Annotated in this window: 28 protein-coding genes; 20 read left to right on the forward strand and 8 right to left on the reverse strand. The window is 43.5% G+C overall.

Annotation, left to right across the window (positions count from 1 at the left end):
* Window positions 1-72 precede the first annotated feature (72 nt).
* From NWF01_07975 to dnaG, 6 genes are all read left to right on the forward strand, one after another.
* Complete coding sequence (locus tag NWF01_07975; GenBank protein ID MCW4024955.1) at window positions 73-891, forward strand: hypothetical protein; 819 nt, start codon at window positions 73-75, stop codon at window positions 889-891.
* Window positions 891-1,160 (forward strand): hypothetical protein, encoded by a 270-nt coding sequence (locus NWF01_07980; protein MCW4024956.1) that lies wholly within the window; start codon window positions 891-893, stop codon window positions 1,158-1,160. Before NWF01_07975 ends, NWF01_07980 begins: the two co-directional genes overlap by 1 nt.
* Window positions 1,161-1,340: a hypothetical protein gene (locus NWF01_07985; GenBank protein MCW4024957.1), complete on the forward strand. Its 180-nt coding sequence runs from the start codon at window positions 1,161-1,163 to the stop codon at window positions 1,338-1,340.
* A gap of 14 nt (window positions 1,341-1,354) precedes the next feature.
* Window positions 1,355-1,756, forward strand: a complete 402-nt coding sequence (locus NWF01_07990) for a hypothetical protein (protein ID MCW4024958.1) — start codon at window positions 1,355-1,357, stop codon at window positions 1,754-1,756.
* On the forward strand, window positions 1,753-3,090 hold the full coding sequence (locus tag NWF01_07995) for a site-specific integrase (GenBank protein MCW4024959.1): 1,338 nt from the start codon (window positions 1,753-1,755) through the stop codon (window positions 3,088-3,090). The genes NWF01_07990 and NWF01_07995 overlap by 4 nt, the downstream gene beginning before the upstream one ends.
* Before the next feature lie 405 nt (window positions 3,091-3,495).
* On the forward strand, window positions 3,496-4,617 hold the full coding sequence (dnaG, locus tag NWF01_08000) for a DNA primase DnaG (protein MCW4024960.1): 1,122 nt from the start codon (window positions 3,496-3,498) through the stop codon (window positions 4,615-4,617).
* Here the strand turns inward: dnaG and NWF01_08005 are convergent.
* A complete protein-coding gene (locus NWF01_08005) occupies window positions 4,614-6,995 on the reverse strand; it encodes a DNA polymerase II (protein MCW4024961.1) in 2,382 nt (793 codons plus the stop codon). The two genes, dnaG and NWF01_08005, sit on opposite strands and share 4 nt — an antisense overlap.
* Window positions 6,996-7,110: 115 nt before the next feature.
* Here NWF01_08005 and NWF01_08010 point away from each other — a divergent pair, with 115 nt between their 5' ends.
* A complete protein-coding gene (locus NWF01_08010) occupies window positions 7,111-7,791 on the forward strand; it encodes a molybdopterin-dependent oxidoreductase (protein MCW4024962.1) in 681 nt (226 codons plus the stop codon).
* Here the strand turns inward: NWF01_08010 and NWF01_08015 are convergent.
* Window positions 7,788-8,174, reverse strand: a complete 387-nt coding sequence (locus NWF01_08015; GenBank protein MCW4024963.1) for a hypothetical protein — start codon at window positions 8,172-8,174, stop codon at window positions 7,788-7,790. The two genes, NWF01_08010 and NWF01_08015, sit on opposite strands and share 4 nt — an antisense overlap.
* A 22-nt stretch (window positions 8,175-8,196) precedes the next feature.
* On the opposite strand from NWF01_08015, the gene NWF01_08020 reads away from it, so the two are divergent.
* The gene (locus NWF01_08020; protein MCW4024964.1) at window positions 8,197-8,508 is read left to right on the forward strand and encodes a hypothetical protein; all 312 of its coding nucleotides are present in this window, start codon (window positions 8,197-8,199) and stop codon (window positions 8,506-8,508) included.
* Between the two features lie 50 nt (window positions 8,509-8,558).
* Entirely contained in the window at window positions 8,559-9,287 is a 729-nt protein-coding gene (locus tag NWF01_08025; protein ID MCW4024965.1) for a hypothetical protein, read from the forward strand.
* Here the strand turns inward: NWF01_08025 and NWF01_08030 are convergent, their stop codons facing one another.
* Window positions 9,288-9,608, reverse strand: a complete 321-nt coding sequence (locus NWF01_08030) for a hypothetical protein (GenBank protein ID MCW4024966.1) — start codon at window positions 9,606-9,608, stop codon at window positions 9,288-9,290.
* A 259-nt stretch (window positions 9,609-9,867) separates the two neighbouring features.
* Here NWF01_08030 and NWF01_08035 point away from each other — a divergent pair, with 259 nt between their 5' ends.
* The 5 genes from NWF01_08035 (at window position 9,868) to NWF01_08055 (ending at window position 14,649) form a co-directional block, all read left to right on the forward strand.
* Entirely contained in the window at window positions 9,868-10,611 is a 744-nt protein-coding gene (locus NWF01_08035; protein MCW4024967.1) for a hypothetical protein, read from the forward strand.
* A 63-nt stretch (window positions 10,612-10,674) separates the two neighbouring features.
* Window positions 10,675-12,042 carry a glycerate kinase gene (locus NWF01_08040; protein MCW4024968.1) on the forward strand — a complete coding sequence of 456 codons (1,368 nt, stop codon included), beginning with the start codon at window positions 10,675-10,677 and terminating at the stop codon, window positions 12,040-12,042.
* An 85-nt stretch (window positions 12,043-12,127) separates the two neighbouring features.
* On the forward strand, window positions 12,128-12,994 hold the full coding sequence (locus tag NWF01_08045; protein MCW4024969.1) for a hypothetical protein: 867 nt from the start codon (window positions 12,128-12,130) through the stop codon (window positions 12,992-12,994).
* A 73-nt stretch (window positions 12,995-13,067) separates the two neighbouring features.
* On the forward strand, window positions 13,068-14,291 hold the full coding sequence (locus NWF01_08050) for a 4Fe-4S binding protein (GenBank protein MCW4024970.1): 1,224 nt from the start codon (window positions 13,068-13,070) through the stop codon (window positions 14,289-14,291).
* Between the two features lie 82 nt (window positions 14,292-14,373).
* A complete protein-coding gene (locus tag NWF01_08055; GenBank protein MCW4024971.1) occupies window positions 14,374-14,649 on the forward strand; it encodes a hypothetical protein in 276 nt (91 codons plus the stop codon).
* A 44-nt stretch (window positions 14,650-14,693) separates the two neighbouring features.
* Here NWF01_08055 and budA read toward each other — a convergent pair whose 3' ends face one another.
* Entirely contained in the window at window positions 14,694-15,452 is a 759-nt protein-coding gene (budA, locus tag NWF01_08060; GenBank protein MCW4024972.1) for an acetolactate decarboxylase, read from the reverse strand.
* A 164-nt stretch (window positions 15,453-15,616) separates the two neighbouring features.
* Entirely contained in the window at window positions 15,617-15,850 is a 234-nt protein-coding gene (locus tag NWF01_08065; GenBank protein MCW4024973.1) for an Lrp/AsnC ligand binding domain-containing protein, read from the reverse strand.
* 355 nt (window positions 15,851-16,205) lie between these two features.
* Here NWF01_08065 and NWF01_08070 point away from each other — a divergent pair, with 355 nt between their 5' ends.
* From NWF01_08070 to NWF01_08095, 6 genes are all read left to right on the forward strand, one after another.
* Window positions 16,206-17,876 (forward strand): CTP synthase, encoded by a 1,671-nt coding sequence (locus NWF01_08070; GenBank protein MCW4024974.1) that lies wholly within the window; start codon window positions 16,206-16,208, stop codon window positions 17,874-17,876.
* Between the two features lie 81 nt (window positions 17,877-17,957).
* Window positions 17,958-19,139: a CBS domain-containing protein gene (locus NWF01_08075; GenBank protein MCW4024975.1), complete on the forward strand. Its 1,182-nt coding sequence runs from the start codon at window positions 17,958-17,960 to the stop codon at window positions 19,137-19,139.
* Between the two features lie 156 nt (window positions 19,140-19,295).
* A complete protein-coding gene (locus NWF01_08080) occupies window positions 19,296-20,093 on the forward strand; it encodes a hypothetical protein (protein ID MCW4024976.1) in 798 nt (265 codons plus the stop codon).
* A 98-nt stretch (window positions 20,094-20,191) separates the two neighbouring features.
* Entirely contained in the window at window positions 20,192-21,718 is a 1,527-nt protein-coding gene (locus NWF01_08085) for a phenylalanine--tRNA ligase subunit alpha (protein MCW4024977.1), read from the forward strand.
* Complete coding sequence (gene pheT, locus NWF01_08090) at window positions 21,719-23,401, forward strand: phenylalanine--tRNA ligase subunit beta (protein MCW4024978.1); 1,683 nt, start codon at window positions 21,719-21,721, stop codon at window positions 23,399-23,401. It begins immediately after the preceding gene.
* Between the two features lie 309 nt (window positions 23,402-23,710).
* Window positions 23,711-23,947: an Lrp/AsnC ligand binding domain-containing protein gene (locus NWF01_08095; protein MCW4024979.1), complete on the forward strand. Its 237-nt coding sequence runs from the start codon at window positions 23,711-23,713 to the stop codon at window positions 23,945-23,947.
* A gap of 212 nt (window positions 23,948-24,159) precedes the next feature.
* Here the strand turns inward: NWF01_08095 and NWF01_08100 are convergent, their stop codons facing one another.
* From NWF01_08100 to NWF01_08110, 3 genes are all read right to left on the reverse strand, one after another.
* Complete coding sequence (locus tag NWF01_08100; GenBank protein MCW4024980.1) at window positions 24,160-24,300, reverse strand: hypothetical protein; 141 nt, start codon at window positions 24,298-24,300, stop codon at window positions 24,160-24,162.
* Window positions 24,301-24,548: 248 nt separating this feature from the next.
* Entirely contained in the window at window positions 24,549-24,797 is a 249-nt protein-coding gene (locus NWF01_08105) for a hypothetical protein (protein MCW4024981.1), read from the reverse strand.
* A gap of 357 nt (window positions 24,798-25,154) precedes the next feature.
* Window positions 25,155-26,165, reverse strand: coding sequence for a hypothetical protein (locus NWF01_08110; protein ID MCW4024982.1), 1,011 nt, complete (start codon window positions 26,163-26,165; stop codon window positions 25,155-25,157).
* Between the last annotated feature and the right edge of the window lie 211 nt (window positions 26,166-26,376).

Consider the following 26,376-nt stretch of genomic DNA (forward strand, 5'->3'; position numbering starts at 1 on the left):
ATAAGCCAGAGTCAGATGATTATTGTTATTGGTGCCGGTTGTCTCGGCTTGAAGTTGAGGGGGTTGCTGCATTTGTCTAATGGTTTGCCTCAGACTAAGCTTTACTCTGTTTCTATGGGTGCAGGTGCTAAATGTGACTGCGGCAAAGAGGCTGAGACGCAGTTTGTTTTGACTACTGGAAAGGGTGAAGCTAAGCGGTTGGCTGCCGAGGCTAAGCGTGCGCGGGCAGTTGGCAGCAAAACTTTGGAGGTTTGTTGTGGTCAATGTGTTGCTAAAAAGATTGCGGATGCGCAGTTTTTTGTTACTGAGGAGTTGCGGTATCATCCGATTAAGTGGGAGCGGATTCCTGACGATTTGGAATGTCGTGACTGCAAAAAGAAGCTGCCGTTTGGTTCTTGGGCACACTACCACGCTGATACTAACTCGGCTATTTGCGATGAATGTGGCGTTAACCGTGGTTGGACTGACAAAAATGTTGCTTCGACTAATGTGAAGGCTTTGGAACTTAAGAAATTGTTGGCGGCGTTGCGTAAGCGGGTTAAAGTGGAGTCTGAGGGTTTGAGTTTGGTTCAGCAGCAGGTGGTTTTGCATGAGATTGGTGCAAAATATGGCGAGCTTGAGAAGCAGATTATGGTTGCTATGAGTCGGCTTGAACGTTATCTTACTGCTGATTTGGGTACACCTGAAGACAAAACTACGATGCGGGAGCTGGAGGCGGCGGTTTATCGTTTGCAGGATTTGGCGTGTTCGATTCAGCGGGAGATTTCTACGCGGCTTTTTTGGTTGGATAAGCGGAAACGTGAGAACGACACTACTCAGCAGATTTTGGAAGAAGATGAGGCGGATGAGCAGCGGAGAGCTGAGGGTGCTATGTCGGAGGTGCCTCATTAATGGCTGGTTTTTCGGTAAGTTTTAGCGATGGACCTTCTTCTTTTGGTGCACAACCTGACGGCAACATAGTTTTTGGTTCGGAGTTGAGAGTTTCTTGTCCTTTTAGTGATACTTGCAAGAGTCCGAGCCGTAAGGATCCGACTAAGCGTAAGGCTTGGCTTTGTGGCAGTGACTTTTGTCATAATGACCGTAAAAGCGGGTGCATTGAGTATCAGCGGTTGCATAATGGTTTGAAGAGAGGCGAATCAGCCAAAGACAGGAGGCTCTAAATGGTTTCTGTTTTGTTGGATTTTCCGCACCGTAAGAAGCAACCGCCAATGGTACAGTGTCGTAAATGTGGGCATGTTTGGCAGGTTAAAAAGAAGTCGTGGGTTAAGCGTTTGGGCGCATTGCCGCGGCGTTGTCCTCGAAAAAACTGTGAATGCAAACGTTTGGAGGTTATTTCTTAGTGGAGGTTGTTGGAGTGGGTAAGGCTGATTTGTGTTTTGCTTCTGAGCGCATGTTTGGCAGCAACGGTCAGGAAGCGAGAACCTCTGTAAAGGTCAGCACCCAAAACTCCAGCAACGACTATCCTGTTTATGTTTGTTACAGGGACCATGTGGTTTTCAAAAATCTTACAGTGCCCCCTAAAAATGCTGTTTTACGTGAAGCCGTTGGTTGGGTTAAAGAGGAAACTGATGAGGTTTTGCTTTTGGTGACTGACCGAGCGGTTTCTGTTGATGAGAAGCGGGTTAATGGCTTGGTTATCTTGAAATCTTGCATCCTTGAGCGGGTATGTTTGGGTTTGAAGCAGGCTTTAAATGCACATGCAACTAATAGTGAAAGTGAGTATGCGCTCAAGCCAAAGGAGCGAAAAACTCAATGAATAAAACAATGAAAAATCTAGCCATCACTCCGACTTCTATTGTTAAAACCGCTGAGTTCACGATTCCAGAGCCACATTCGGCAGCTGAGCAACATCTTTACCGCTGGATTATTGATTCGCTGACTGCAAAGGTTCCTAAGGTTTTGCCGATGGTTTTTGCTAATAAGTCAACGCTTGAACTTGCAAGAAACCTGCTACGTTACAGGACAGGCAGCCCAGGAACGCTTACTGTTTACATGTATGATGTGTACCGTTTCTGCAACTGGCTAAACATTGAACCTGACCAGATGATAAATAGCTGCAAAGACCAAGACGGCGACCCTAATCTTAAAGCAGTATCAAAATACAACAGGCTACTAGACGATTACATTGGAGAACTGCAGGCGCAGGGATTAACTCCTGGTACCGTGCACAGTTTCACTAAAGGCATAAAAGCGCTTTTCAGAGCTAACGGTCTTAGGCTTCAGTTGCCCTATAGCATACCTAATAGGGTAACGTATAAACCGCGGGCACCGACACCTGAAGAACTGCAGAAAATCTTGGCTATAGCTGATTTACGGAACCGCGTGATTGTTTCATGTATGGCTTTAGGCGGGTTCCGTGAGGGAACGCTTACAAAGCTGACTGTTGGTCACGTGAGAAGGGATTTGGAAGCTGGAATAGTTCCGCTACACGTTCACGTAGAAGCTAACATAACCAAAGGCAAATACCATGATTACGATACTTTCTTGGGCGCTGAAGCAGCTAATTACATACGGCTTTATTTGCAGATGCGACGTCAGGGCACTGATAAGATTCCTCCTGAAATCATTGCTGACAATTCACCGTTGATATCTGCGCGGCACAGTCGCAGGCCTGCTTTTGTTACGCCTTATGCAATATACTTGGCAGTGCATGAATTGTACAAGAAAGCTGGTTTGATTCAAAGTAAGGCTTTAGGTAGACGCCATAGCATTTGTCCGCATAGTATCCGTAAATTCTTCAAAACACAGCTGGCATCTTTGCAGGTTGACCGAGACTACATCGAGTATATGATGGGTCACACAATCAGCACCTACCATGACATCGAGATGAAGGGTATTGAGTATTTGCGGGGCATTTATGCAGCGTCAGGTTTGTGTGTTCAACAGAAAACTAAAGTTGGCAAAATCGATGCACTCAAAGAAATCATTAGAGCTTGGGGTTTGAATCCTGAGGAAATATTGACGCGGGAAGCGCAGGCTAACGCGACTGTTCTAGGGCAGGGCCATATAGAAGATAACCAGCTTAAGCAGTTGAGTTTAGCTTTGAAGCAGCAGATGATTAAAGAAATTCGAGAGGATAAGTCGCAGTGATGGAGTTAATAAACCAAAATAAGTATGAGTTAAAGTCCAGCCTTGTTTTACTTTATGGTTTAAAAATGGGTTGCAAGGCACAATTTAAGGTTTAAACTTCAATAATTGTGATTTCAAAATTAATTCAAGACACCAAACCATCAAGCACCATTTTTTGTAGCCGTTGTCTTGAATTTTTGAAAAAATTTTGGGTTTGTTACTGATGAACTTATCAGAAAACCACAATCAATATTAAATAGCCTCGATAAATAATGTAAGAAGTAGTAGATAGATAATCATAATCTATTAATCTATAATTAAGCGAGAATGTCTCGCTTTAAAAAAAAACCTAACCTAACTCAATAAATAACTCAAAGGAAGTGCACACTTACGGGAACATCCCAAACATTCACTATAAAGTATGTTATCCACGCGAGATTCGAAATTGAAGGTGTAGTAGAAAAGCCCGACGTTATCGGCGCAGTTTTTGGGCAAACAGAGGGACTTTTTGGACCAGAACTTGACCTCCGCGAACTCCAAAAAACAGGCCGCATCGGACGAATCGAAATAGACCTACATTCTAAAAACGACCGAACACACGGCGCCATAACTATACCAACAAGCCTAGACCGCGTATCCACCGCCCTAATAGCAGCAAGCGTTGAGAGCATAAACCGTGTTGGTCCATGCTCAGCAAAAGTTCACTTAGACAAAATTGAAGATATACGCGAAGCAAGACGAAAACTCATCATTGACCGCGCCAAAGAAATTCTTCACCGATGGAACATTGAATCAATGCCCAGCGTAGAAGAAGTTTACAAAGAAATCAGCGACACCATGAAAGTAGGCAAAGTCGAAAAATTCGGGCCAGAAGACCTACCCGCAGGACCAGCACTAGAAAGCTCCAAAGAAATCATTGTTGTTGAAGGACGAGCAGACATCATTAACTTAATGCGTTGCGGGCTATTCAATACAGTTGCATTGGAAGGCGCCAAGGTTCCAGAATCCATAAAAAAATTAACCAAAGACAGAGAAGCAACCGCACTACTAGACGGCGACCGCGGCGGAGACCTAATCCAAAAAGAACTCCTGCAAGTCACCAACATAAAATACGTGGGACGCGCTCCACGAGGCAAAGAAATCGAGGAATGCAACTGCAAAGAAATCGCTGAGGCCTTAGATAACCGTGTTCCAGTATCAGAACTTCACAAGCCAGCACCTAAAAAACCTGAACCAGTAGCAGCACCCAAACCAGAAGTCCCAGAACCAATCATTGCATCAGTCAAAGCCTTACAGGGAACCCTTGAAGCAGTACTGTTAAACGATAAACTTGAACAAATCGAACACATGCCCGTTAGCCAGCTCGCAGAAAAACTGCAACAGGTACCCGGCGTGGACACAGTTGTTTTCGATGGCATCATCACACAACGCATTGTTGACATCGCTGCTGACAAGAACATCAAACGAGTCATTGCTTCACGTGTATCTGAAGCGGTAAAGCCAGTGCTTAATGTTGATTTAATCACTTTTGCACGTATAATGGCTTAGGCGCCCATAAAATCCATTAAACTTTTCTTTTCTAACTTTTCTGTTTCTTGATCCTTAAGCAGTTGTTCTTCTGTTACACCAAAAAATGCTAAAATCCTTGCGGCTGCAGGAACCACCTGATGCTCCACATAATAGTCTCCATCTACATCATCAAGTTTAGCATAAACATAAGGCATAACGCGACTGTAGAGCCTGCCTTTGCCCTGTAAAATCACGTAACCCACTTTGTCGCCACTGGTTAAACGCCAGCCATGTTCAATAAGTTGTTTGGCTGCTTCCACGTGTGGGGCTTTTATGTTGTATTTTTGGGGTGGCTTTGTGAGGGTTTTCCATATTATCAAATTCTGCAAGGGAATCTGCCTTTGCCGCAGTTGCCTAATAACTACATGCACATAGTTGACTGCGCTTTTGGGGGATTGGTCTTTTAGGATGATTTCAAGGACTTTTTCCTGCACCAGCTTGGCTACTTCTGCCCAGTCACCGCGAATAACCTCCAAACCCACAATGTCCAAGCTGCCGTCCCCGCGCAAGCCAGCATAGCGTTTCTTGGCTTCAGTAAAGAAAACCCGTTTGTATTTTTCGCCGACTTCCACTTCTAAACCATATTTTTGCCTGATTTGTTCAGTAAGCGCTTCTATAACTTGGGGCTTGTAAGATAAGAAAAGGCTGTCAGTATCTCCATAAATGCGCTCCAACCCTTTCTCTTCTGCCATCTGCGCCGCGCTTTGAATAATGAAGCGCCCCCATGCACTTGCAGCTTCAGCCACAGGTTTAATGTACCATCGGGCACCTGTCCAGCCAGCATAACCGTAAACGGCGTTGGTGACGATTTTGACGGCTTTTTGGCGTGCATCCAAAATATTGTACTCCACAGTTTGGGGTTGCAGTGTTTTCATTTCTTTACGAATTTGTCCACGTACGCTAATGAGGTAGGTGAGGGCTTCTTTGTAGAATCCTGCTGGTTCTTTGCGGAAGCGATGTTTGACTTCGGGGGCTTCGTAAACGCTACTTTCAGGTACCTGTTGCTCTGGGGGGATGTATGTGTCTGGGGATAGGTTGTAGGTTATCATTATGTTGGGGTACATGGATTTGAAGTCTAAAACCGCAATGTCCTGATGCAATCCTGGTTTAGGGTCAAAAACTAAGCCGCCCGTGTAAGGCAGATAAATTTGCTCCATTTTCCTTGGAATCAACTCTCCCAAAATGCGTGTTTGCTTAATCAAAAACCACTCCACACGGAACCCCACCGCGGCGGACATTACTTGATCCAGCGGTAAACTCACTAAGCTTGAAAGTTGCATGGCAAAATCCAGCAGCAAATTCGCTATTCCCAAAACTCTGCGTGAATTGTCAAGGTTGAATCGTTTTAGGTTTTCACGTTTCTTTGGGTCATCCCAGTAGGCAGCAAATTCAACATCATTAATGGATGCTTCTTGACTTTTTACGCCTAAGTGATCTGCCAGATTCTGCAGAGTTTTGACTTTAACTTCAGGAAAAATGTCACCGAAATCTTCCAAATCAACATTTACAATGCCCGATAACGAAACATGTCCATACATGCTGGTGTAGGGTTCGCCACCTGCCCTGCCCAGTTCCAATTTTAAGCCCTGCTTTTTACATCGGCTCTTGAGGTAATTCCAGTCCTTGCTGTTGGCTCCGTAGCTGACAATCACATCGGGGTCGTAAATCTGCACGTAACTGCTGAATTCCTCCAGCACTGACGCGTCGTTTTTGTCTTCGCCAACAATAAACTGGTTTTCTTTGCCTTCGCTGTTGACAGTGGAAATCATGAACACGGGATTTCTGCTTGCTTTAGGCGAACCCTCGCAACTGTAGCACATCATCGAAAACGCCAAAACCCGCAGTGCTGGTGCATCAAGACGATTCAACTGTTTTGGTGGTGACTGGGCTGCGTAAACGGTGTCCACTCTTGCGGTTTGCACGTTTGGTTCTTCTTGAACTTCTGCTTCATGCCATGTGCAGGGAACCACGCTGTTGTCAAGGAGGTAACGCATGCCTGTTCGGATGTCATCTTCGAAGCACTCTTTTATCCCTTCGAAGTCTCGAAGTTGCTTGGAAACGCCATCAATAGATCTTGGGCTTTTACAGTAAACTTTTATTGCCATCACAGGTTGCCCAAAAAACCTCCGCGAAACAACTTCAGTTTTCACAACTGACTCTGCAAAGCCACTGCTGATTTGCCCCGCCAACTTCGATGCATCAAAACTTTCAGTCACCACGCAGTAAAAATAGGCAACAAAATCACGGTCAATTATGAGTACACGTTTGCCTTCTGGTGTTATGCCCCAAAGCCATACTTCTGCGGTGTCCTCTGTAATTTTTGAGTTGATATCCAGTAGCCAAAACGTTTGTTTCACAGAAGGCACCTGCATAGAAATAGAATTTGCAGGTTTTAAACTTTAATGATAACCATCAAAAACCTGGGTTTGCAACAAATAAGTATAAACCAGCCCAAAACGCAGTTGTTAGGTAATGCAGAATGTTAAAAGTAGAAAATCGCTTCTAACGATTGCGTTTGTTGCTGTTTTGATTCTGGCTGTTTCTATGGCGCTGGTGATTCAAATTCTGCCATCATTAGAACCAAAAAAGCTGTACCCCGCAGAAGTCCGAGAGTACCAAGGTGAAAACCTCTCGTCAATCAGCGACTTCCGAGAAAACTCCATATTAGGACCACAACAAGTCGACATTACCACGTATCAGTTAACCATAACCGGTTTAGTCAACAAAACAGTCACCTACACCTACGACCAAATCCTAAACCAATTTGACAAATACCAAAAAGTCGTCACTCTCCACTGCGTCGAAGGCTGGTCAGTAACAATTTTCTGGGAAGGCTTCCTCGTAAGCGACTTGTTAAAAGAAGCAGGCATAAAACCCGAAGCGGTAGGCGTGGTTTTCCGAGCCTACGACGGGTACGCAACTGAGTTACCTTTGGAGTACATTAATGATAAACAAATCTTGATGGCTTACAAAATGAATGATTTGGTGCTTCCACCCGAGCGTGGTTTCCCCTTTGAGTTGGTTGCTGAAAGCCAAGCGGGCTACAAATGGATAAAGTGGATAACAACAATCGAGTTAACCGATAACCCCAATTTCCTTGGATACTGGGAAAGCCGCGGATACCCCAACAATGCAACCATACCCGAACCCTAAAAAAACCTACGCCTAACCCATGGTAAACAAAGACAGGTCACAACAATCACGCTATAGGTTATCTCAATTGCCCCAGCCACTTTAGGAATACCTGGAATGCTGGGCAAATCCAACAACGTTAGTGAATCTACTACAACAACAAAAAACAATATCGTAACTGTTCCAATCCATCCCAGCTTTTTCTCTTGCCAAACCAGAACAGCAAAAACCAGCACAAACAAGCCGAAAACCACAGTGTAAACGCTGTAAGCTGTCAACTGGATAGTGATGAGAAGCAGTCCAAAGATAACATGTACTGCACCAATGAACAGTTGCAAAGCGGTTATGCTGATTATGCTTGTGCCTTTGGTTTTGAAAATTTGAGGCTTGTTTCTATGTGTCATTAGTTAGCCTGATTAACTGTTGATGCCAAAACGATTTAAGCTTATACGAAAATTAACAGCCAACAGAATTTACTCTAATTATGGTGGGGTCTCAGGAAATTTAAAATACATCGCAACAAAGAATACTTCTATGCCAACCAATGCTGAAGTTAAAAACCAAAAAATCCAGCGCCAAAAGAAAATCGTGGGCGCAGTAGCAATAAGTCTTTTGATACTTTTCAGTGTGTTAGCTTTTGTTGCTGAGGTTAACTGGCTTGTTTGGCTTATAGCTGATTTAATCGTTGCGGGCATTGCAAACCTGCTTTTTAGGCGGCTAAACCGAGAACCCCTGTAACAAGTCAAAGGTTAATAGATTAGAGCGCACTCTTTTCAGCTTGATTAAAATTGAACAGTAACCCCTACAGAAAAACCGCTACAGCATCATTTACAATTGCATTTACCTTTGCCATCATGATTTTTGTTCCTGAAGCCGTGGGAATTGACGGTTTTGATGGTGGCTTTGCGATTTCTTTTGCCAGTTTCTTTATTGCCATAGTAGGATGCATCGTTGGAGCGGTATATCTTGGGTATGCGGGGAAACTGGCTAATATTTTGAACCGTAAAGGCATCCTTGCCCATTGGACATACACACCACAGGACTGGGAGATGTACACAAAAAAAGAGCAGCAGACAGAAAATGCCGAAAAGAAAGGGTTATTCCTGATTATTTCAGCCTTTGCCCTGTTCTTTGGTGTTCTGTTTTGGGTTCTTGACCCTGAGGCGGGCTTTTATGTTTTCCTTGTCATGCTTGGCTTGATTGGTCTGGTTTTGTTTGCGTGGCGGTTTACCGTGTGGAGCAATTATCGGCAAAACCTGAACGGACCCAAAGAAGTCTACATCACCAAAGACGCCATTTATCTTAACGGTAAACTCTACATGTGGCGTGCACCCATGACAAGCTTTAAGAGTGTATCTATTGAAGAAAAGAAAAACCTGTCACTGCTAATTTTCAAGTACACAACATATACCCGTGCGGGACCCCAAACATACACTACACGTGTGCCAATTCCGCCAGACCAAAAACAAGCTGCAGTGATAGTTATGGAGCAGGTAAACACTCAAAATAAGAAATAATTATTGATGATACTTTGGGTGCTTGAATTCTTTTAGCCAAAATTCAGGGTCATCAACCTGCATTATCTGTACTTCAATCACGTTGGCAGGGTTGGTTATTGCAGTTTTGAACTTTTCAGGTAGGTCAGGTTTAGCTAAAAATTCCATGCGAGACGCCTCCAGTTTCTCTGCGATGTGTTCTTCTCGTTTGTTTGCGTATCCGCGGTATCGTATGCTTTTGCCTTCAAGAATTGCCTGATCAAATTCGGCTTTGCTGCAGGGCTTGAGTTTATCGCCTTCGCGGATGAACCAGAAAGGTGGTCTTGGAGGATTCTTAATCATAGCTATCTGCTTGGCGTAACCGTTAATTAACGTTTACATAGGCTTTGACGCCTCAGTACACTAATGCTGCAACTCATGCTTGGAAAACCATTCCAATCGTTACGTGCAATTGTCTTCATAGGCGCATTTTAAAATGGGCGGTTCTGCCTAAATTAGTTATTCTTGACAATGTTGTCTATGAGTACATCAGGTGTTCCCTGCAATCCAAAGATAGAAGGTGCTATATAGGGATTCAGCGCTATCTATAGACCGATGAAAAATGAAAAAAAATGTGCTTATAATCTCTACTGTTATCGTAGCAATTGTCATCATTCTCGTTGGATACTATGCGTACTCCTACCTTAACTCAACACCAACTCCAGAACTAACAGAGCAAGAGCAAGCTCGAAACGACGCAATAGCATACATTAAAGCAAACCACACAGAAACTGAACAATTCTTCCCAAGCACTCTGACCTGGGAAGGCGGAGAAGCAACACCCGAAGGTCTAGTCGGCTCAGAAACATACATTTACACATGCAACGGCTGGAACGTGACAATACATTACCCAGTAGTAGCCAATCCAGAGTACACAATTACAGTAACTTACACCGACCCAACTGCAACAGATGACTCTCACTGGATTAGCTGGGAAGGAACATGGCAATCAGGTGCCATAACAGAAACAGCCTACACATATGCGCCACCCGTTCAGATGCAAGTCCGCGAAGAAGTAATGACATACATTGCAGAAAACCACGCTGAAATAGCCGAATACATTACCAGCTCCATGATTTGGACTGGCGGTGAAATTCAAACTGGCGGTCTTGGTTCAACAGCTTACTCTTACATAAGCGGCAGTTGGAACGTGACAATAACTAACCCCGTTGTTCCCGACCCAATTTATACTGTTTCAGTAACATACCCGCCATCAGCAGCTTCTGATGCTTACATGATTATCTGGGTTGGAACCTGGCAATCAGGGTCTATTACGGAAATAACCTACGCGTACACACCTCAATAAACACACGTTCACCTTTTTCTTTTTTCCTCATCCTTTTTATTTTCAAACCTCCAAGTTAGAAACATGATAGAAATACAAAACCGCCAGCAGCTAACACAAAATGGACAAACTCCCGAGCTACAAAAAAGCCGCGACTTAGCCCTGCAAAGTCTACAGTACGCCGTAAACGCAGTAGAACCCAAACAACTTCTCAACGCCAAAATCAAAGTGCAAAATGATACCCTCCACGTTGAAAACTCCAAGTTTACCCTCTCTGATTTTGCGCATGTTTATGTGGTGGGTGGGGGTAAGGCAAGCGGCAAAATGGCGCAGGCATTGGAGGAGCTGCTGAGGGCACGCTTGACGGGGGGAGCAGTGAATGTTCCTTATGGAACAAAACATGAAACCAGCGTTATTGAACTTCATGAAGCTAGTCATCCTGTTCCTGACCAAAACGGTGTAGAAGGCACCAAGCAAATAGTCCGTATTGCTGAGCGTGCAGGGGCAGATGATTTGGTGATTTGCCTGATTTCAGGCGGCGGTTCAAGCCTTATGCCTCTACCAAGAAAAGGCATTTCCTTAACAGATAAACAGGACATTACAAGTGCTTTACTAAAAAGTGGGGCTCCAATAGCACAGGTTAACATTGTGCGTAAGCACCTCTCCGAGTTTAAAGGGGGTTGGCTGGCCAAAAAAGCTTATCCCGCAACAGTTCTGAACCTTGTGCTGTCAGATGTGATGGGTGACTCCTTGGATTCTATTGCGTCAGGCCCCACAGTACCTGACAATTCAACGTTTTCCGACGCAAAAGCAGTGCTGGAAAAGTATGGTTTATGGGATAACGTGTCCGTATCAATCCACAAAAGCATATTAGATGGAATAGCAAGCAAGATTGAGGAAACACCTAAACCAAACGATACGGCTTTTGAAAAAGTTTACAACCTAATAATTGGAAACAACAAAACCGCAGTCACAGCTGCCGTAGAATACCTATCGTCTAAAGGATTAAACACTGTGCTACTGCCCAATTTACTGGAAGGTGAAGCCCGAGAAGTCGGCGCTGCACTTGCTCAATTCTTCTGCAGTAGCAAATCGCCATTTCCTAAACCTGTTGGCATCGTGGTTGGTGGAGAAACCACCGTTACCGTGAAGGGCAAGGGAAAAGGGGGCAGAAATCAAGAACTTGCGCTCTCTGCAGCTCTAAACCTGTCTGAACTTGAAGAATGCGTGATTGCAGCTTTTAGTACGGATGGTGTGGATGGACCAACAGATGCAGCGGGTGCAGTTGTGGATGGTTACACTGTGAAGCGTGCAAAAAAGAGAAGGTTGAATCCTAAATTGTTTCTTGCAGAAAATGATTCGTATGATTTCTTTGAGCAAATCGGCGATCTTATCATGACTGGAGCCACTTCAACTAATGTTAATGATTTATGTGTAATTGTTGCTTTGTAGTGTTGAAGTGTTGAGGGCAACATTTTTTCTTTGTTTTTCGTAACCCATAATAGGATAAGCTGATGTAATTATTTGCTGAGGCAAATTGGAGCACTCGAAAATCATAACTGCAATAATAGTGGTCACGTTAATTGTTTCTTTAGTTGTAGCTACCAATGAGTTTTGCCTGTGGGCAAAGCAGAAAGTCGTTGATGATGAACTTGCAGTGCAATCTCAATTTGTTTCATGTTTGACGCAGATTCAAAGTCAAGTCACCACTGACCTTAACATGCTTAACCAGAGCTTAACTGCAACCGCAAACCAGCTTGCCACGGTGGATTTGCAGAGTGCAGAAGCTAACAGCATCCTAAGTCAACTAAGCAACAGCAATGCCTACATTGTTAATTGTGCAATCTGTGATGTTAATGATGTGTTTTTGGCGGTTCAACCAGAACAGTACAATAACATCATAGGACAAGACATCAGTAATCAAGCCCAAAACATAGTTATGCATCAAACGCTTATGCCCCAAATGAGCAACTTGACCGCACTGGTTGAAGGGTTCAGTGGAGTGGTGATGGTTGCACCTGTTTTTGATGATGCCTGTAACTTGAAAGGTTCAGTTAGCATTGTGATTTTGCCAAGTCAAATCATGAACGGCACGGTAACAGAGGTTTTATCAGGCACTGAGTTCAAGGCTTGGGCGGTTCAAACCAATGGAACCGTGATTTTTGACCAAAATGCAACCAAAATCGGCTCCACTGTGAGATTGGGCACTTCCCGAATTGGAAACTTTACTTTTAACACGCGAATAGGAACCCTCCTTAGCAACCCCACTGGAACCCTTGAATATAACGTTCCTTCAGCAAATGTTGCATTGGGTACTTATGTACGTGAACAATGCCACTGGACATCCGTGGACATGTATAATAACAGTTGGCGATTAGCCGTAATCAGAGACATAAGCAGATAAGTCTTTGAGCAACTTAAAAGTAGGTAAGTTCATAAAGGCAACATGTACATTCTTCGTTAAGTGAGTCAACAAAGTGGCTTTCGAAATCATCAGCACTCAAGCAGCATTGCTAATCCTCATAGGAATCGCCTTAATTGGTGGAGTAGCAATAATTAAATTTGCAAAAAACAAAACCACCAACATCAGCAACCTTCGTCTTTTCATCCAAATAGTAGCTGTTTGCGTCATATTCATGGGGTTACTGATTGGGCCCTTTGGAACAACCCAGTATCTACCCTTAGGCATAGCACCAAGAGACCACCTGATAGCCACAGACATCTTTGGGTACGCATTGCCTGACGGCTTATCCATTCCAGTGTTAGGCTGCTATTTTGGTTCTGGACGCACAGTTACTTGCCCAATTTGGCAGATGCAAACCTATATTTTCCCTCTTTGGGAAACAGGACCAGGGTATGGGGCCTACTACACTACCATAGGTTTGGAGCGGTTAGCAGTTGTTTTTGGCACTGTAATTGTTTGTGCGTTGATTCTTGGGCGGTCGTTTTTCGGTTGGCTTTGTCCGTTTGGCTTGTATATGGATTTATTGACGCGACTTAGAGGCTTTTTCACCAAAAAACATTTGACGCTTTCCAAACAAACCAATGATAAACTCAGTCAATCCCGATTTGTTATAATTGCAGTATTTATGATAATTAGCATAATTTTTGGGTCAGGCTTGATTTTTGGGTATCAGCTTGTTCCCGGAACAGAACTGGCAAACTTTTCAAACTCTGAAGGAGGATTTATAACCAACCATTTCCAAGCGCCGTTCTGTGTGATTTGCCCTATGAGACCCTTATGCACATTGACCCAGATGGGTCTTGGTTATATGGAAGCAGATTACGTTTTTGACATAATTACAGGTCCCTTTTACAGTCTGGGTTACTATGTTTCCTCAATAAACCTTATCATATTTGGCGTGATAACCGCGTTATCTTTGGCTTATCGACGTTTCTGGTGTAGAATTTGCCCATTAGGCGCCTTAACTGCCCTGTTTAGCACTTATCGCCCATTCAACAAGATTGCCCTAACCAAACTTGAGAAAAACGAGCAGAAATGCACCAAATGTGGCGTCTGCAAAAGAGTATGCCCCACACAGGTTACGGAAGTTTATGAGCGCAAAGGTGGAGACGTGACAACTTCAGGTTGCATGCTTTGTATGCGTTGTGTAGAGATGTGTCCTTATGAGGGTGCTTTGGAAGCAAAGTTTGCAGGTAAAACCATTTGCAAATCCAGAAACTGGCTGAAAAACAAGTAATGGCTACCTTGTGACTGCCATTATACAATAACATACGCTTAATTGGTTAGTCGCTTAACAATCAATTGCTGAGGTAACCCCTTTGAGGCGATATAACAGTCAAATACTCTCAGAAATTCTGGATGCCTGTAAAACGCCGATTTCTGAAAGAACCCTCAAAACAAACGTTAGCCTGCCGCCTAAACTATTTAGAAAATGTATCTTACTGTTGCTTAGGAAGAATTGGCTTGAGGCATCCAATGCGGAAGACAGTTGTTTTATTCATTACGTAACAACAAAGAAAGGTACCGTTTTTTTGGAAAAATACCTTAAACTCCAGCAGCTACTTACTTCTGAACCAACACAAAGCAACTTTTAACGGTCAAAATTCCAAAAAATAAGTTTTCACTTTAACGGTGTATTCTACGGGGCAAGAATCAGCTGGTAAGTCTTGATTTGGTCAATTTCAACTGTGACGTTTTCAATGACACAATCCAGCAGGTGCCCACCCGCCTGATAGTCAGTGGTAATCATGTGTAAATGAAAACCTGCATAGTCTACGCCGTCCATGCTATTTGGGAACCAGAAACCCACAGCAGTTGCCTCAACATTGGTCAAATTAAAGACCGCTTGGTTTGCTACAGGTACAGAAAGCGGCGGATAAGGCTCTGACTGTGTGGGGACACTTCGGGTTTGAGCATAACTAAAGTTTCCTGCTACTTTTATGGCGTAGATGCTGTTTTGGTCAGGAAAAGCCGTGCTGATGAACGAAAGTAGCCCTGTATAGTTCAATTGCTCGGTAACTGGAATTGTTTGGTCTGCCTCAAAAAATGTTACTGTCGCATACGGCGCGGTGTAGGATGCATCGACCTGTATTGGGATACCATCCATTGGCACTTGATAGAATTTTCCGTCAAGTGCCACCATTTCACCATCCAAGTTGTTAAAGGTACCGATTCCAAAGTCTCCGTGCTCTGCTAAATCGCCGTAAGAGTAAAATCCTGAATAGTTGCCTTCTGCAAAACTGTTAAAGGCTGCAACCTGAAAGAGCACATACTTGTCCGCGGTGTCTGATGTAGGTTGCATCTGCCAGTAAGCCAACACACCTGCCACCGCTAAAAGTGCAACGAGAAGAATAGAGCGGAAAATCAGCCTTTTTTTGATTGTTTGCGTTTCTGCCAATATGGTACCCTTCTCAGCAATAGCCTTTATAGGGTTAAAACGTTTTCCTTTGTAATAACTTCAATGCTGCTCTGGTAAGAATAACATCAGTTATAGCGTCTACTAGTTGAGTTAGAAGTAGCAGGACGTTTATTGGGAGCAACAGAATCTTGAAAAAATGAGATTTATTCTTCCATCATAATCAGAGTTAGGGTTGAGCGGACTCTACTTAGGATTCTTATTTTTTTGGTAACCATTTCTTTTAGTTTTTCCATGGTTTCAGCGTTTACTTTTGTTATGATGTCGTACACGCCGTATGAATAGTAAGATTCCTCTACTCCGCCGATGCTTCTTAACTCGTTTATGACTGATTCTTCAGCGCCTGACTCAACATTAATTAACACATAAGCTTTGGGCATTTGATATCTCTCATTATTAATTTAGAGGTTAACAATTAAAATATTTTGCAGAATTATACGGATTTTTTCCCATTTTTTCATTTTAAAGGCATCACCAAAAAGCAGGAATAGGCATTAGGTTTAAGATACCTAATGGGAAAAAGAATGGTTTACTGCTCAAAATGCGGTTCACCCTTAACACATACTGCCCAACCAAGAGAAAACCACTAGGAAAGAAGCCTAAGCAGACATCAGGTAAAACATGGTTGAATGGGGCGCTGGCTTATTTTTAAAGGTAACAGAGACAGAGGATGTTAGCGCTACCTGTTTTTTCTAAATATTTCCATGATAGTTTTAGAGCACACACAAAAGAGTTATATCATTTTACGTTAGAAGTTGTAACTTAAATGGGGGAAAAGCAACGGTCAAGTACGTTTTCATAACTGGAGGAGTGCTAAGTTCAGTTGGAAAAGGCATTTTAACCTCGTCTATTGGAAAAATGCTTCAATTTAGAGGAATAAAACCGACAGTTGTAAAAATTGACCCATACGTTAACGTTGACGCGGGCACAATGAACCCGTACATGCACGGCGAAGTCTTCGTTACTGATGATGGCGGCGAAACCGACCTGGATTTGGGCTGGTATGAACGCTTTTTGGATGTAAGCCTTAAACAGGAAAATAATCTGACCACAGGCTCAATCTACAAATCCGTCATCGAAAAAGAACGCCGCGGCGACTTCCTTGGACACTGCGTCCAAATCGTCCCCCACGTAACCAACGAAATCAAACAACGCATAAAAAGCGCAGGCAAAGTTGTAAACGCAGACGTAGTTCTAACTGAAGTTGGCGGAACTGTGGGTGACATTGAAGGCTTACCTTTCCTTGAAGCTATCCGGCAAATGCGCATTGAAGAAGGCTACGAAAACACGCTTTATGTGCATGTTGCGTTGGTTCCGATTCTTGATGTAACAGGAGAAATGAAAACTAAACCACTCCAGCACAGCGTCAACGAGCTACGTCGCATCGGTATCCAACCTGACATTATTGTGGCGCGCAGCCCCAAAATGATAGATGCTGAATCACTGCGAAAAATCGCTTTGTTTGGTACAATCCCCCAAAACGCCGTGTTCTGCAGTTACAATGCAGAATCCGTCTATCAAGTTCCACTTATCTTAGACAAGCAAGGCATGGGCGATTTTGTCTGTCAAAGATTATCATTCAATTGCCCAAGTCAGTACATGCAGGAATGGCAAACCTTTGTTGAGGGAGTAACCAACCCCGAGCACGAAGTAAAAATCGCGTTAGTAGGCAAATATGCAGGTTTAACTGACAGTTACGTGAGCATGACTGAGGCACTGCGTCATGGTGGTGCAGCGTGCAAAACCAAAGTTTGCATATCTTACATGGAAGCAGAAAGGTTTGAACGTGAACCCGCCTGCCTCAAAGAGTTATCCGAGTTTGATGGCGTGTTTGTTCCTTACGGATTTGGTCCCAGAGGAACAGAGGGCAAAATCGCTGCGGCTCAGTTTGCCAGAGAAAACAACATCCCCTTCTTAGGAATCTGCTACGGATTCCAGCTTGCAGTCATAGAATTTGCACGAAACGTCTGCGGCATGAAAGACGCAAACAGCACAGAAATCAACCCTGACTCACCCTACCCAGTTATTGACCTTATGCCTGAACAACGCGGCATCTCAAACAAAGGTGCAACCATGCGATTGGGCGTCCACAAAGTTGTCCTGCAGAAAGGAAGTATGGCATATAATTTCTATAAACAGGACGAAATCATGGAGCGTCACCGTCACAGATTCGAGGTCAACTTAGACTACATTGAGACAATGCGCGCCAAAGGTTTGTGTTTCACGGGTAAAAGCTTGGATGGACGAAGAATGGAAACTTTGGAGTTGCCCAGTAACTACTTCTATTTTGCCTCGCAGTTCCACGGAGAATTCAAAAGCAGACCCGGAAGACCCTCACCAGAATACGCATCATTCATTAGTGCTTGCCTAAACAAGAAGCTTGGGCAACCAAAACCCCCGGTTTAATCAAGCTTTTTCTTTAGCGGCTGCTTGCTTTTTATAATGTTTAAATGTGTCTGAAGAGTATTATTTTTTAAGTGAACTTTTATGGCCAAACAAGTTTCTAGTGGCGAAATATATTCTAAAGGTTTTAACACCGTAAATGAAAACGAGTCACTTTCCCGATGTTTAGAATCTTTCAAAACTGGAATGCCCCCTGTGCTTGCGGTTCTGGACGACAAAGGCAAATACATTGGCATGATTACGCGGCGCTCAATTCTACGTTCAAGACTTGACCCTAACGAGAACAAAGTCAAAACCCTAATGAAAGTAGCACCAAAAGTAACCTTGGATTACTCAATGAGCAAAATGGCAAAACTAATGATTGGCTCAGGCGTAAGACAACTTCCTGTTTTTGAAAAAGAAAAACTCATCGGGTTCATAACCGACGAAAACGTAATCCACGCCGCAGTCCTAACCGATTTTGGCAACACAATCGTAGAAAAAATCATGTCCAAAGCCCCCCACACTATAGAAGCAAACCGTTCAATCGGTGCAGTACTGGGTCTAATGCGTGAAAACGGCATCTCACATGTCCCCGTAATAGAAAAGGGCAAGCTTGCAGGAATCATAAGCATACAAGACATTTTGGAAAACGTTTTCTGGCCAAACCAGCGCCAAAGAACAGGCGATTTCGCAGGCGAAAAACTTGGCAAACTAGGCATCACCGCAAAAAGCATAATGGCACGCCCAGCAATTTCAGTGCACCCTCAAACTACCCTGCATGATGCAGAAAAAACCATGCATAAACATGATATCTCCTGCTTAACAGTTGTAAATGAAGACCGACTTGTGGGCATTATTACAAAACTTGACTTTCTTGAGCCGATTTCACAGTTAGAAGTTGAAGAAGGAAACTTCACTGTTCAATTCGCGGTTAAAGGCGCAGAAATAACACCTGAGCAGCAAGGTTTCATGATGGATGAGTACACCTCTTTTACCCGCAAATACCAAGACGCCTTCCAAGCAGGCACTCTATTTGTTTATCTTAAAACACATGGAAACACCAGCATGAAAGGTGTGCCACTGGTGCATTGCCGCCTACAATTGCGAACCATACGTGGACCATACTTCAGCTCAGGTGAAGGCTGGGGTGTTGAACCCACATTCCGAACCGCACTGGACAGAATGGAGCGCAGAATCCTTCGAAGCAAGGAACTTTTGGCGTATAATCCACGGTATGCACGAGATTACTTGCGTAAGATTGGGTTGCCCTCCGAAGAAGAATAATAATAATTTCTATTATTTTTTTTTTAAAAAAAACTGCCTTTATCCCAAATTTTAAAAGCTGATCTATAGTAACTAAGCAATCGTCTGATTGCAATAATGGCAGAGTCATATAAACAGAAGATACTGTGTGCTGTGTTGCTAATTTTATTGTTTTCCATGTTACATACAAGTACTGTGCAGGCTACTGGACCTTTTGAACAAACCTGCCCAAGATGCAATGGAACCGGAACAATACTTCAAAACACTACAATAACCTGCCCAACCTGTCATGGAGCTGGAAACGTTTCTGTACCCATCACCTGTGACAAATGTAATGGAACAGGAACCATAACTATCACCACACCCTGCAACACTTGTGGAGGTAGCGGAAAAGTAAATTGTCCAGTAGCAATAATCAGCACAAGTGGTGTTGAAAGTTTTGATGGCAGTTCTGCAAGTTTTGTTAGTTGCCAAATTACCGTCAAAAACGAGGCTAATCAGGAAACGTATTGCATAGCAGAAGCGACAGTACACATAACAGGTGGAGTGGGCCCAAACTTTGAACCAGCTGACTACACCGTTAAGTCAGGGGCAACACTTTTAGCACCACACACTGACACAACCATAACAATCAATACACCTAAGAACGGCATATTTCTCAGTTTCACATACGACATACACCTTAAATCCGTTGACCAAATAAATTGCCCTGACTGTCATGGGACGGGTGGTTTTTCCTCAAATGTTACATGCGATAAATGTAATGGCACTGGAACTGTAATGTTTAACGGAATATGCCCTGAGTGCAATGGAACAGGAGTAGTAACTCTGCAGGAGAACATAGCTTGCCCAGAATGCCATGGAACTGGACACATACTAAACTGGCTTACTGCTGCTTTAGTTGCAGTTGGCATTATCGTAATAGTAGCAGTAGGCAGTATAGGCGCATTCATGTTTCACAAAAAGAAAACTTGACGCAGTCACTAAAAACAAGACGCTATTTATATTAGGCATTAACCAGCATGCTTTATTTGTCACCCTTAAAATACACTCCACAGTGAAGGCTAAACAGCATGGTTGAGCTCAGAGCGCAAGAACAACAAATCCTAAAAGAAATAGAAAAATTAGGCGGCAAAGCCAGCGTTGAACAATTAATGGACGCAGCTAATCTGCCCGACGCAGCAATCATGCGTAACGCGCTGGTTCTGCAGGAAAAGACGCTCATAACCATCAAAGCCGAAACCCAGCAAGTAATCAAACTCACCACTGAGGGCAAACAGTACGCCCAAAATGGTCTGCCCGAACGAAACTTAATCCGCGCTATACTGGCAAACGGTGGTAGCGCAGTCCTCTCTGAAGCCGCAAAAACTGCAGGCTTAGAAGGCCAAGTTATCCAAATCGCGTTGGGTTGGTGCATAAAAAAGAAATGGGCACAATTCACTTCAGCATCTAGCACTCTGCGTGTGTCTGAAGGTTTGATTCATCAAATGAATGTTCCCGAGGGCTGCGACGAAACCCTACTGGCACATCTTTATACTAAAGAGCAGGCGAATCTTGAGGATTTAAGTAGCGACCAAAAAGCGGCAACAGACCAACTCAAAAAACGCACCCTGCTAACAGTTGAACCAAAAACCAAACGAGTCCTCACAATCACCCCAGAAGGCAAAACCGCCGCTAAAGAAGCCCAAGTCTTCCAAGAAGTAACCCAACTCACGCCTGAACTCATCATCACAGGCAAATGGCGCACAACCAAACTTCAAAAATACAACATCGAAGCCCCCGTAGCCAAAACCTGGGGAGGCAAAAAACACCCCTACCTAAGCTTCCTTGACGAAGTCCGCTCAAAACTCGTCGAGTTAGGCTTTAAAGAAATGACGGGCACCGTTGTAGAAACCAGCTTCTTCAATTTTGACGCACTAAACGTGCCACAAGACCATCCCGCACGAGAAGCAAGCGACATCTACTATATCAAAAACCCCCAATATGGCGACGTGAGCGGGTATGAGCAAGCACTGCAAAATGTGAAAGAAACTCATGAGAACGGTTGGAAGACGGGTTCAACAGGTTGGGGCTACCAATACACCATGGATGCAGCGCGTCGTTTGATTTTGCGTGGTCACGGGACCTGTTTGAGTGCAAGAACTCTGGCAGAAGGCCGCTTTGAGGTTCCAAGTAAACACTTCTCAATTGCACGGGTTTATCGCCCCGAAGTCGTGGATAAAACTCATCTCTCCGAGTTTAACCAAGTTGAAGGCATCATCGTAGACGAAAACCTTACCCTGCGGGATTTGTTGGGAGTTTTGGGCAAGTTTGCTATGGAAATCGCGGGTGCTGACAAAGTCCGATTCAAACCTGACTATTTCCCCTTCACCGAGCCCAGTGTGGAACTCAGCGCGTATAAGGAAGGGTATGGCTGGGTTGAGTTTGGGGGTTCGGGGATTTTCCGTCCTGAAGTCACGCAGCCTTTAGGTGTTAAGGTGCCCGTTATTGCGTGGGGGTTAGGTGTTGACCGATTATTTATGATGAAGGCGGGAATTTCTGATATACGGCAGATTTTCTGCCAAGACCTTGATTGGCTAAGAAGGAAACAGGTGACATAAATGCCCACAATAGACATGGACTGTAATGAGCTTCAACGCTTGCTCAAACTAAACCTAAACGGTGACATGGAAAAGCTCGACGATATTTTGGCTTATGTGAAAGCTGAAGTTAAAGGCGTAAACGAAAAAGAAGGCACGGTTAACATTGAAATGAAAGACACAAACCGCCCTGACCTTTGGAGTGTAGACGGTTTAGCCCGCGGTTTGCAATGCTACTTGGGCATTCAAAAGGGCATTAAAACCTACCAGTTGGGTGATTCAGCAGTCGAAGTCACTGTTGACGATAATCTTGAGGGCATCAGACCCTTCATCGCCTGCGCCGTAATCAAAGACATCAACCTGTCCGATTCCATGATAAAAGGCATAATGCATCTACAGGACAAGCTGGATGGCACCTTTGGACGCAACCGCCAAAAAACCAGCATCGGCATCTACAACCTCGACTTAATCAAGCCTCCAATTCGTTACTGCGCCGTAAAACCCTCGGATGTATCTTTTGTGCCCTTAGGGTTCGAGGAAAAAATGGGGCTGGACCAGATTCTTGAATTCCACCCCAAGGGCAATGAGTATGGTCACATTGTCAAGAAAAACCAGCTTTACCCCATGCTCTATGACAGCGAAGGCAAAGTGCTCTCTTTCCCACCCATCATAAACAGCAATGATTTGGGCAAAATCACTGAGGACTCACGCAACCTACTCGTTGAAGTAACGGGTACACTGCACAAAACGGTTCTAAACACGCTTAACCTTGTCACGTCGGCGTTGATTGACAGAGGCGGCAAAGCCTACAAAGCCACAATCCACTACACCCAAACCAATCAGACCGTGGTAACTCCAGATTTTAGCAACCGAACCATGAACTTAAGCGTGAATGAAACCTGCAAACTGTTAGGCTTAGAGCTTTCTGCGGAGAAGATTGCAGAGCTTTTGCAAACAGCAGGGTTGGGCGTAGCAAAAGTCAGCGCGGACGTGGTGGATGTGTTGGTGCCGTTTTATCGTGTGGACGTGATGCATCCTGTGGATTTGATGGAGGATGTTGCGGTTGCGTATGGTTACAATAATATTGAACCGTTATGGCGGGAATTGCCAACGACTGGACGCGCCAAACCCGAGCAGCACATCATTAACCTTGCACGTGACCTCATGGTGGGACTGGGTTATCAAGAAACACTCAACAACACACTAACAAACCCGCAGAACCTGTTTGAAAAAATGAACACACAACCCACACCAATTGTTGAAGTTACTAACCCGCAGGTAGTAACCATGACCTGCCTACGCAACCAGCTTCTACCCAGCCTAATGGAGTTTCTCAGCGTTAATCCATCTGTGGAGTTCCCCCAAAAAATCTTTGAACCCGGCAAAGTCACACTAATCGATAACTCAAAAGAAACTAAAACCGACGACCAAAACTGGCTAGCCGCCGCAACCACACACGCAACCGCAGGATTCAGCGAAGCAAAATCCGCTTTGGACTCGTTCTTGAGTAATCTAGGTGTGCAATGGCAGATTAGAGAGACTGCGCATCCGAGTTTTGTTGAGGGCAGAGTCGGCATGGTCATCGTTGATGGAGCTGAGGTGGGTGTTGTCGGTGAAGTTAGCCCCGCGGTGCTGGAAGCGTGGAAACTGGAAAATCCCGTGGCGGCTTTCGAAATTAATTTCCAAAAAATAGCCCCACCCTAAAACGACCAACTACCCAAGTTTTTGGTTTGAGGTGCCGCCGTTAGCTCTCTCCCCTCTATCGTTTCTGCATAGATCAACTATTTGGAGCCTAATAGGCGGCAAATATGAATGTTGAAGCTTTTTATGGTTTTTCTGTTTAAGACTTAAGGCGCTCGTGGTTTGGTTGTATTGTAGATATAAAATTGGGTATTTTGGAAGAATTTAGTCTATTGCTTGTTGGTTTTGTTTGGTGTTTTTAGTTGCTACGGTTAGGTTATGGGAAAGATTTTAATGCAAACTCCTCTAAGTAATTGTTAGAGGGACTTAATCATGCCAACAGCGTTTGTATTAATAAACACGGAAATTGGTTCTGAATCGGATGTTCTTAAGGACATGAAAAAAGTTGAAGGCGTCGAAGAAGCATCAGCGGTTTATGGAGTTTATGACATTGTTGCGCGGGTCAAAGCCGATGCAATGGATAGACTCAAAGAAATAGTCACTTGGCGAATACGCCGCCTTGACAAAGTACGATCAACACTGACCATGATAGTTGTTGAAGACCATTAAACATCTTCAACCGCCTTATTTTTTCCTTAATAGACAATCTCAAGCTATACTTTTTGATTTTTTCTGAATGCTTTTATTATCGACAGAGCTTATTGTTTTTTGCCGGATGAAGAGAAGGCATTAGCTTGACTTAATTGGATGACGGATCAGAGTTACTCGGACGGCACACAAAACAAAAACTAAAACAGAAAAAGACAATTGTGTGAAAAAAATTACAGGTGCTTTTTAACTGGCACGGTTTCTTCTTTTTGTGCACTACGAGAAAGCGCGCAGGTCTTGTAGGCGATGCACCCATCGCAGGAAATTACAGCTATAGCTGAGTCTTGGCAGTCTAAAACTATTGTTTTGTACATGGGCAAACCTCAGAATTTTGTTAGCAGTGACAGTGGAAAGGCACCTGTTTTTTATGGGATATTTGGGGTTCGAAGCTTTTTCTTTTATTTACCTCATCAGGTATTTGGATTGTTAGTTTACACATTTTTGTTGCCTCCACATTCTTGATGAAGGCAGGGTCGTTTTTAGAGTTGTCCTGTATATTTTCTATAGCTTTTCATACCCTAAGTATATAGTTTAGGGATTGGCAAACATGTACCAAAAAAAGTTAAGAGCTTTTGATGGATTTAAAAATTTTATGGTAGACGTAGAGAAAATAAAACGCTGTGAAGCCTGTGAGTATAACTTCAAATGATAGGATGTAGGGGTTTGTTTCAATTGCCCTAAAATACCCTTGCCCAAGGATGCTGGAAAACACAAGAATTTGCAGAAATATTGCTCCTCCAAGACAACTTAAGCCTACGCTATGAACAAGTTGGGTTATTCTGTAATTTATTTGAGGGGTATGTTGAGTCATTTTAACGCCGAAATCATATATGTTGTATTAATACATAATACTTATGAAAACAGAAACAGAATCAAAAATCAACAACCCCAAACCAAAACCAAACCTGTTTTTCACAAAAACGAATTCTTGGCAAACCAACGTTCAACAAATACGGAAACCTTGGGGACGGGGTGGCTATGTGTGGCTTGTTAAACGTTGATTCGCCAAGACTACTACGGTTTGCCTGCGGGTCTCGCAATTAACTACAAGCCAAATTCTGCTCTTAAGAGTTACACAAATAAAATATAGACCAAAAAATAAACTAACAAAACTACGCCGTTTACACTAATCAGACAGTTTTTCCTATATCAAGGGTTATAGTGTAACCTAAAATATGGTAGCAACTACGCTTTTAAGAACACCAAAAAAGCCTGCTTGTTTTGGCACCAGATTTTTCCATAACAATACAGGATTATCACGCTTGTTCACTAAAGCTTTTTTAATTAAGCCTGATTTTTCCATGTCCTCCAGCTTTGAAGCAATCAACCCTTCAGATGCATCAGCCTGGGAAACTTTTTGAAACTCTGCAATTATCTCCTGAGTAGAAAACATCTTTGAACTACTAATTGCCTTTATCAGCAGCTGGCTTTGCTCAGGAAGTTTCCGGTAAAGAGTCAGCAACTCAACTTTCTCTTTTCTACTCAAGTACAACTGATAAATTAGCAAAGACACAAAAACTACAGCAGCACCCACTGATAACTCAAACCCATTTTGGCTGATAACCAAAGAAACAGAAGACCACGTTTTCAAGGGTTGCCAATAAAGATTAATTGCTTGGGCTATAGGCAACAGTTGGTTTTCAGCATCTTGAAGATCATGTACTGATTTTGGATAAATAATTAGACTCATCATGACACTTTTTGTTTGAGCAGTACCATTCACGTTAAAATTCGCTGTTTGATACCAGTACAAAACCACTTCAGTTCGATTATTGCTTGTATACTGGAAAGAAAAGTATCGCGCGGTTATGGGAGGATTATCTTGAATCTGAATATCATGCAGGTCTAATTGCTCCACCTTTGCTTGCTGACCCTGACTAAGTGGATAATTAATAAGGCAGGTTTCCCAGCGGTGTTGAGAAGTTGAACTGACACCTATCTGTATAGTCGCTGTAACAACTGACTTATTTTCGCCTTGGGGACGATAAATATAAACAATTGCTGCATCATTTCCAGAGGTTTGCTCATACGCCTTATCTCGGTAAGAGTAAGTCAAATTATAACCAGAAATTTCAGGCAAAGCAGAAGCTGAAGAATCCACCTGTATACCTGAAGGGCTCTGAGAGATAACTTCAGGTGGACCTTGAGTTAACGCAAACACAGGCGCCTGAATTGACAACAATAAAGCCGCGGCGATAACGATTCCTAGAACCTTTACTAAATCGGTTTTATTTAGCCTCAACATTTTTGGGTATTTGAAAAATTTACCACAGTTCAAACAGAAGGGCAAGTTTGGGTTTTTAGGTGTTGGAGTACATATTGGACAAGGTTGCGCTGGCTTGGGTTTTTTGAAAGCCTTTTCTGTGAATACAAGCAATATGAGAGTTCCA

The sequence above is a fragment of the Candidatus Bathyarchaeota archaeon genome (assembly GCA_026014585.1).
In the GTDB taxonomy this organism is placed as follows: domain Archaea; phylum Thermoproteota; class Bathyarchaeia; order Bathyarchaeales; family Bathycorpusculaceae; genus Bathycorpusculum.

Coding starts and splice junctions, on each gene's coding strand:
- NWF01_08030 (MCW4024966.1), bottom strand. CDS start 9,608: ATGATTAAGAATCCTCCAAGACCACCTTTCTGGTTCATCCGCGAAGGC.
- NWF01_08100 (MCW4024980.1), bottom strand. CDS start 24,300: ATGTACAAAACAATAGTTTTAGACTGCCAAGACTCAGCTATAGCTGTA.
- NWF01_08020 (MCW4024964.1), top strand. CDS start 8,197: ATGCCAAAACGATTTAAGCTTATACGAAAATTAACAGCCAACAGAATT.
- NWF01_08085 (MCW4024977.1), top strand. CDS start 20,192: ATGGTTGAGCTCAGAGCGCAAGAACAACAAATCCTAAAAGAAATAGAA.
- NWF01_08075 (MCW4024975.1), top strand. CDS start 17,958: ATGGCCAAACAAGTTTCTAGTGGCGAAATATATTCTAAAGGTTTTAAC.
- NWF01_08080 (MCW4024976.1), top strand. CDS start 19,296: ATGTTACATACAAGTACTGTGCAGGCTACTGGACCTTTTGAACAAACC.
- NWF01_07995 (MCW4024959.1), top strand. CDS start 1,753: ATGAATAAAACAATGAAAAATCTAGCCATCACTCCGACTTCTATTGTT.
- NWF01_08105 (MCW4024981.1), bottom strand. CDS start 24,797: ATGACTCAACATACCCCTCAAATAAATTACAGAATAACCCAACTTGTT.
- NWF01_08035 (MCW4024967.1), top strand. CDS start 9,868: ATGAAAAAAAATGTGCTTATAATCTCTACTGTTATCGTAGCAATTGTC.
- NWF01_08010 (MCW4024962.1), top strand. CDS start 7,111: ATGCAGAATGTTAAAAGTAGAAAATCGCTTCTAACGATTGCGTTTGTT.
- NWF01_08040 (MCW4024968.1), top strand. CDS start 10,675: ATGATAGAAATACAAAACCGCCAGCAGCTAACACAAAATGGACAAACT.
- NWF01_07985 (MCW4024957.1), top strand. CDS start 1,161: ATGGTTTCTGTTTTGTTGGATTTTCCGCACCGTAAGAAGCAACCGCCA.
- NWF01_07980 (MCW4024956.1), top strand. CDS start 891: ATGGCTGGTTTTTCGGTAAGTTTTAGCGATGGACCTTCTTCTTTTGGT.
- NWF01_08095 (MCW4024979.1), top strand. CDS start 23,711: ATGCCAACAGCGTTTGTATTAATAAACACGGAAATTGGTTCTGAATCG.
- NWF01_08065 (MCW4024973.1), bottom strand. CDS start 15,850: ATGCCCAAAGCTTATGTGTTAATTAATGTTGAGTCAGGCGCTGAAGAA.
- pheT (MCW4024978.1), top strand. CDS start 21,719: ATGCCCACAATAGACATGGACTGTAATGAGCTTCAACGCTTGCTCAAA.
- NWF01_08015 (MCW4024963.1), bottom strand. CDS start 8,174: ATGACACATAGAAACAAGCCTCAAATTTTCAAAACCAAAGGCACAAGC.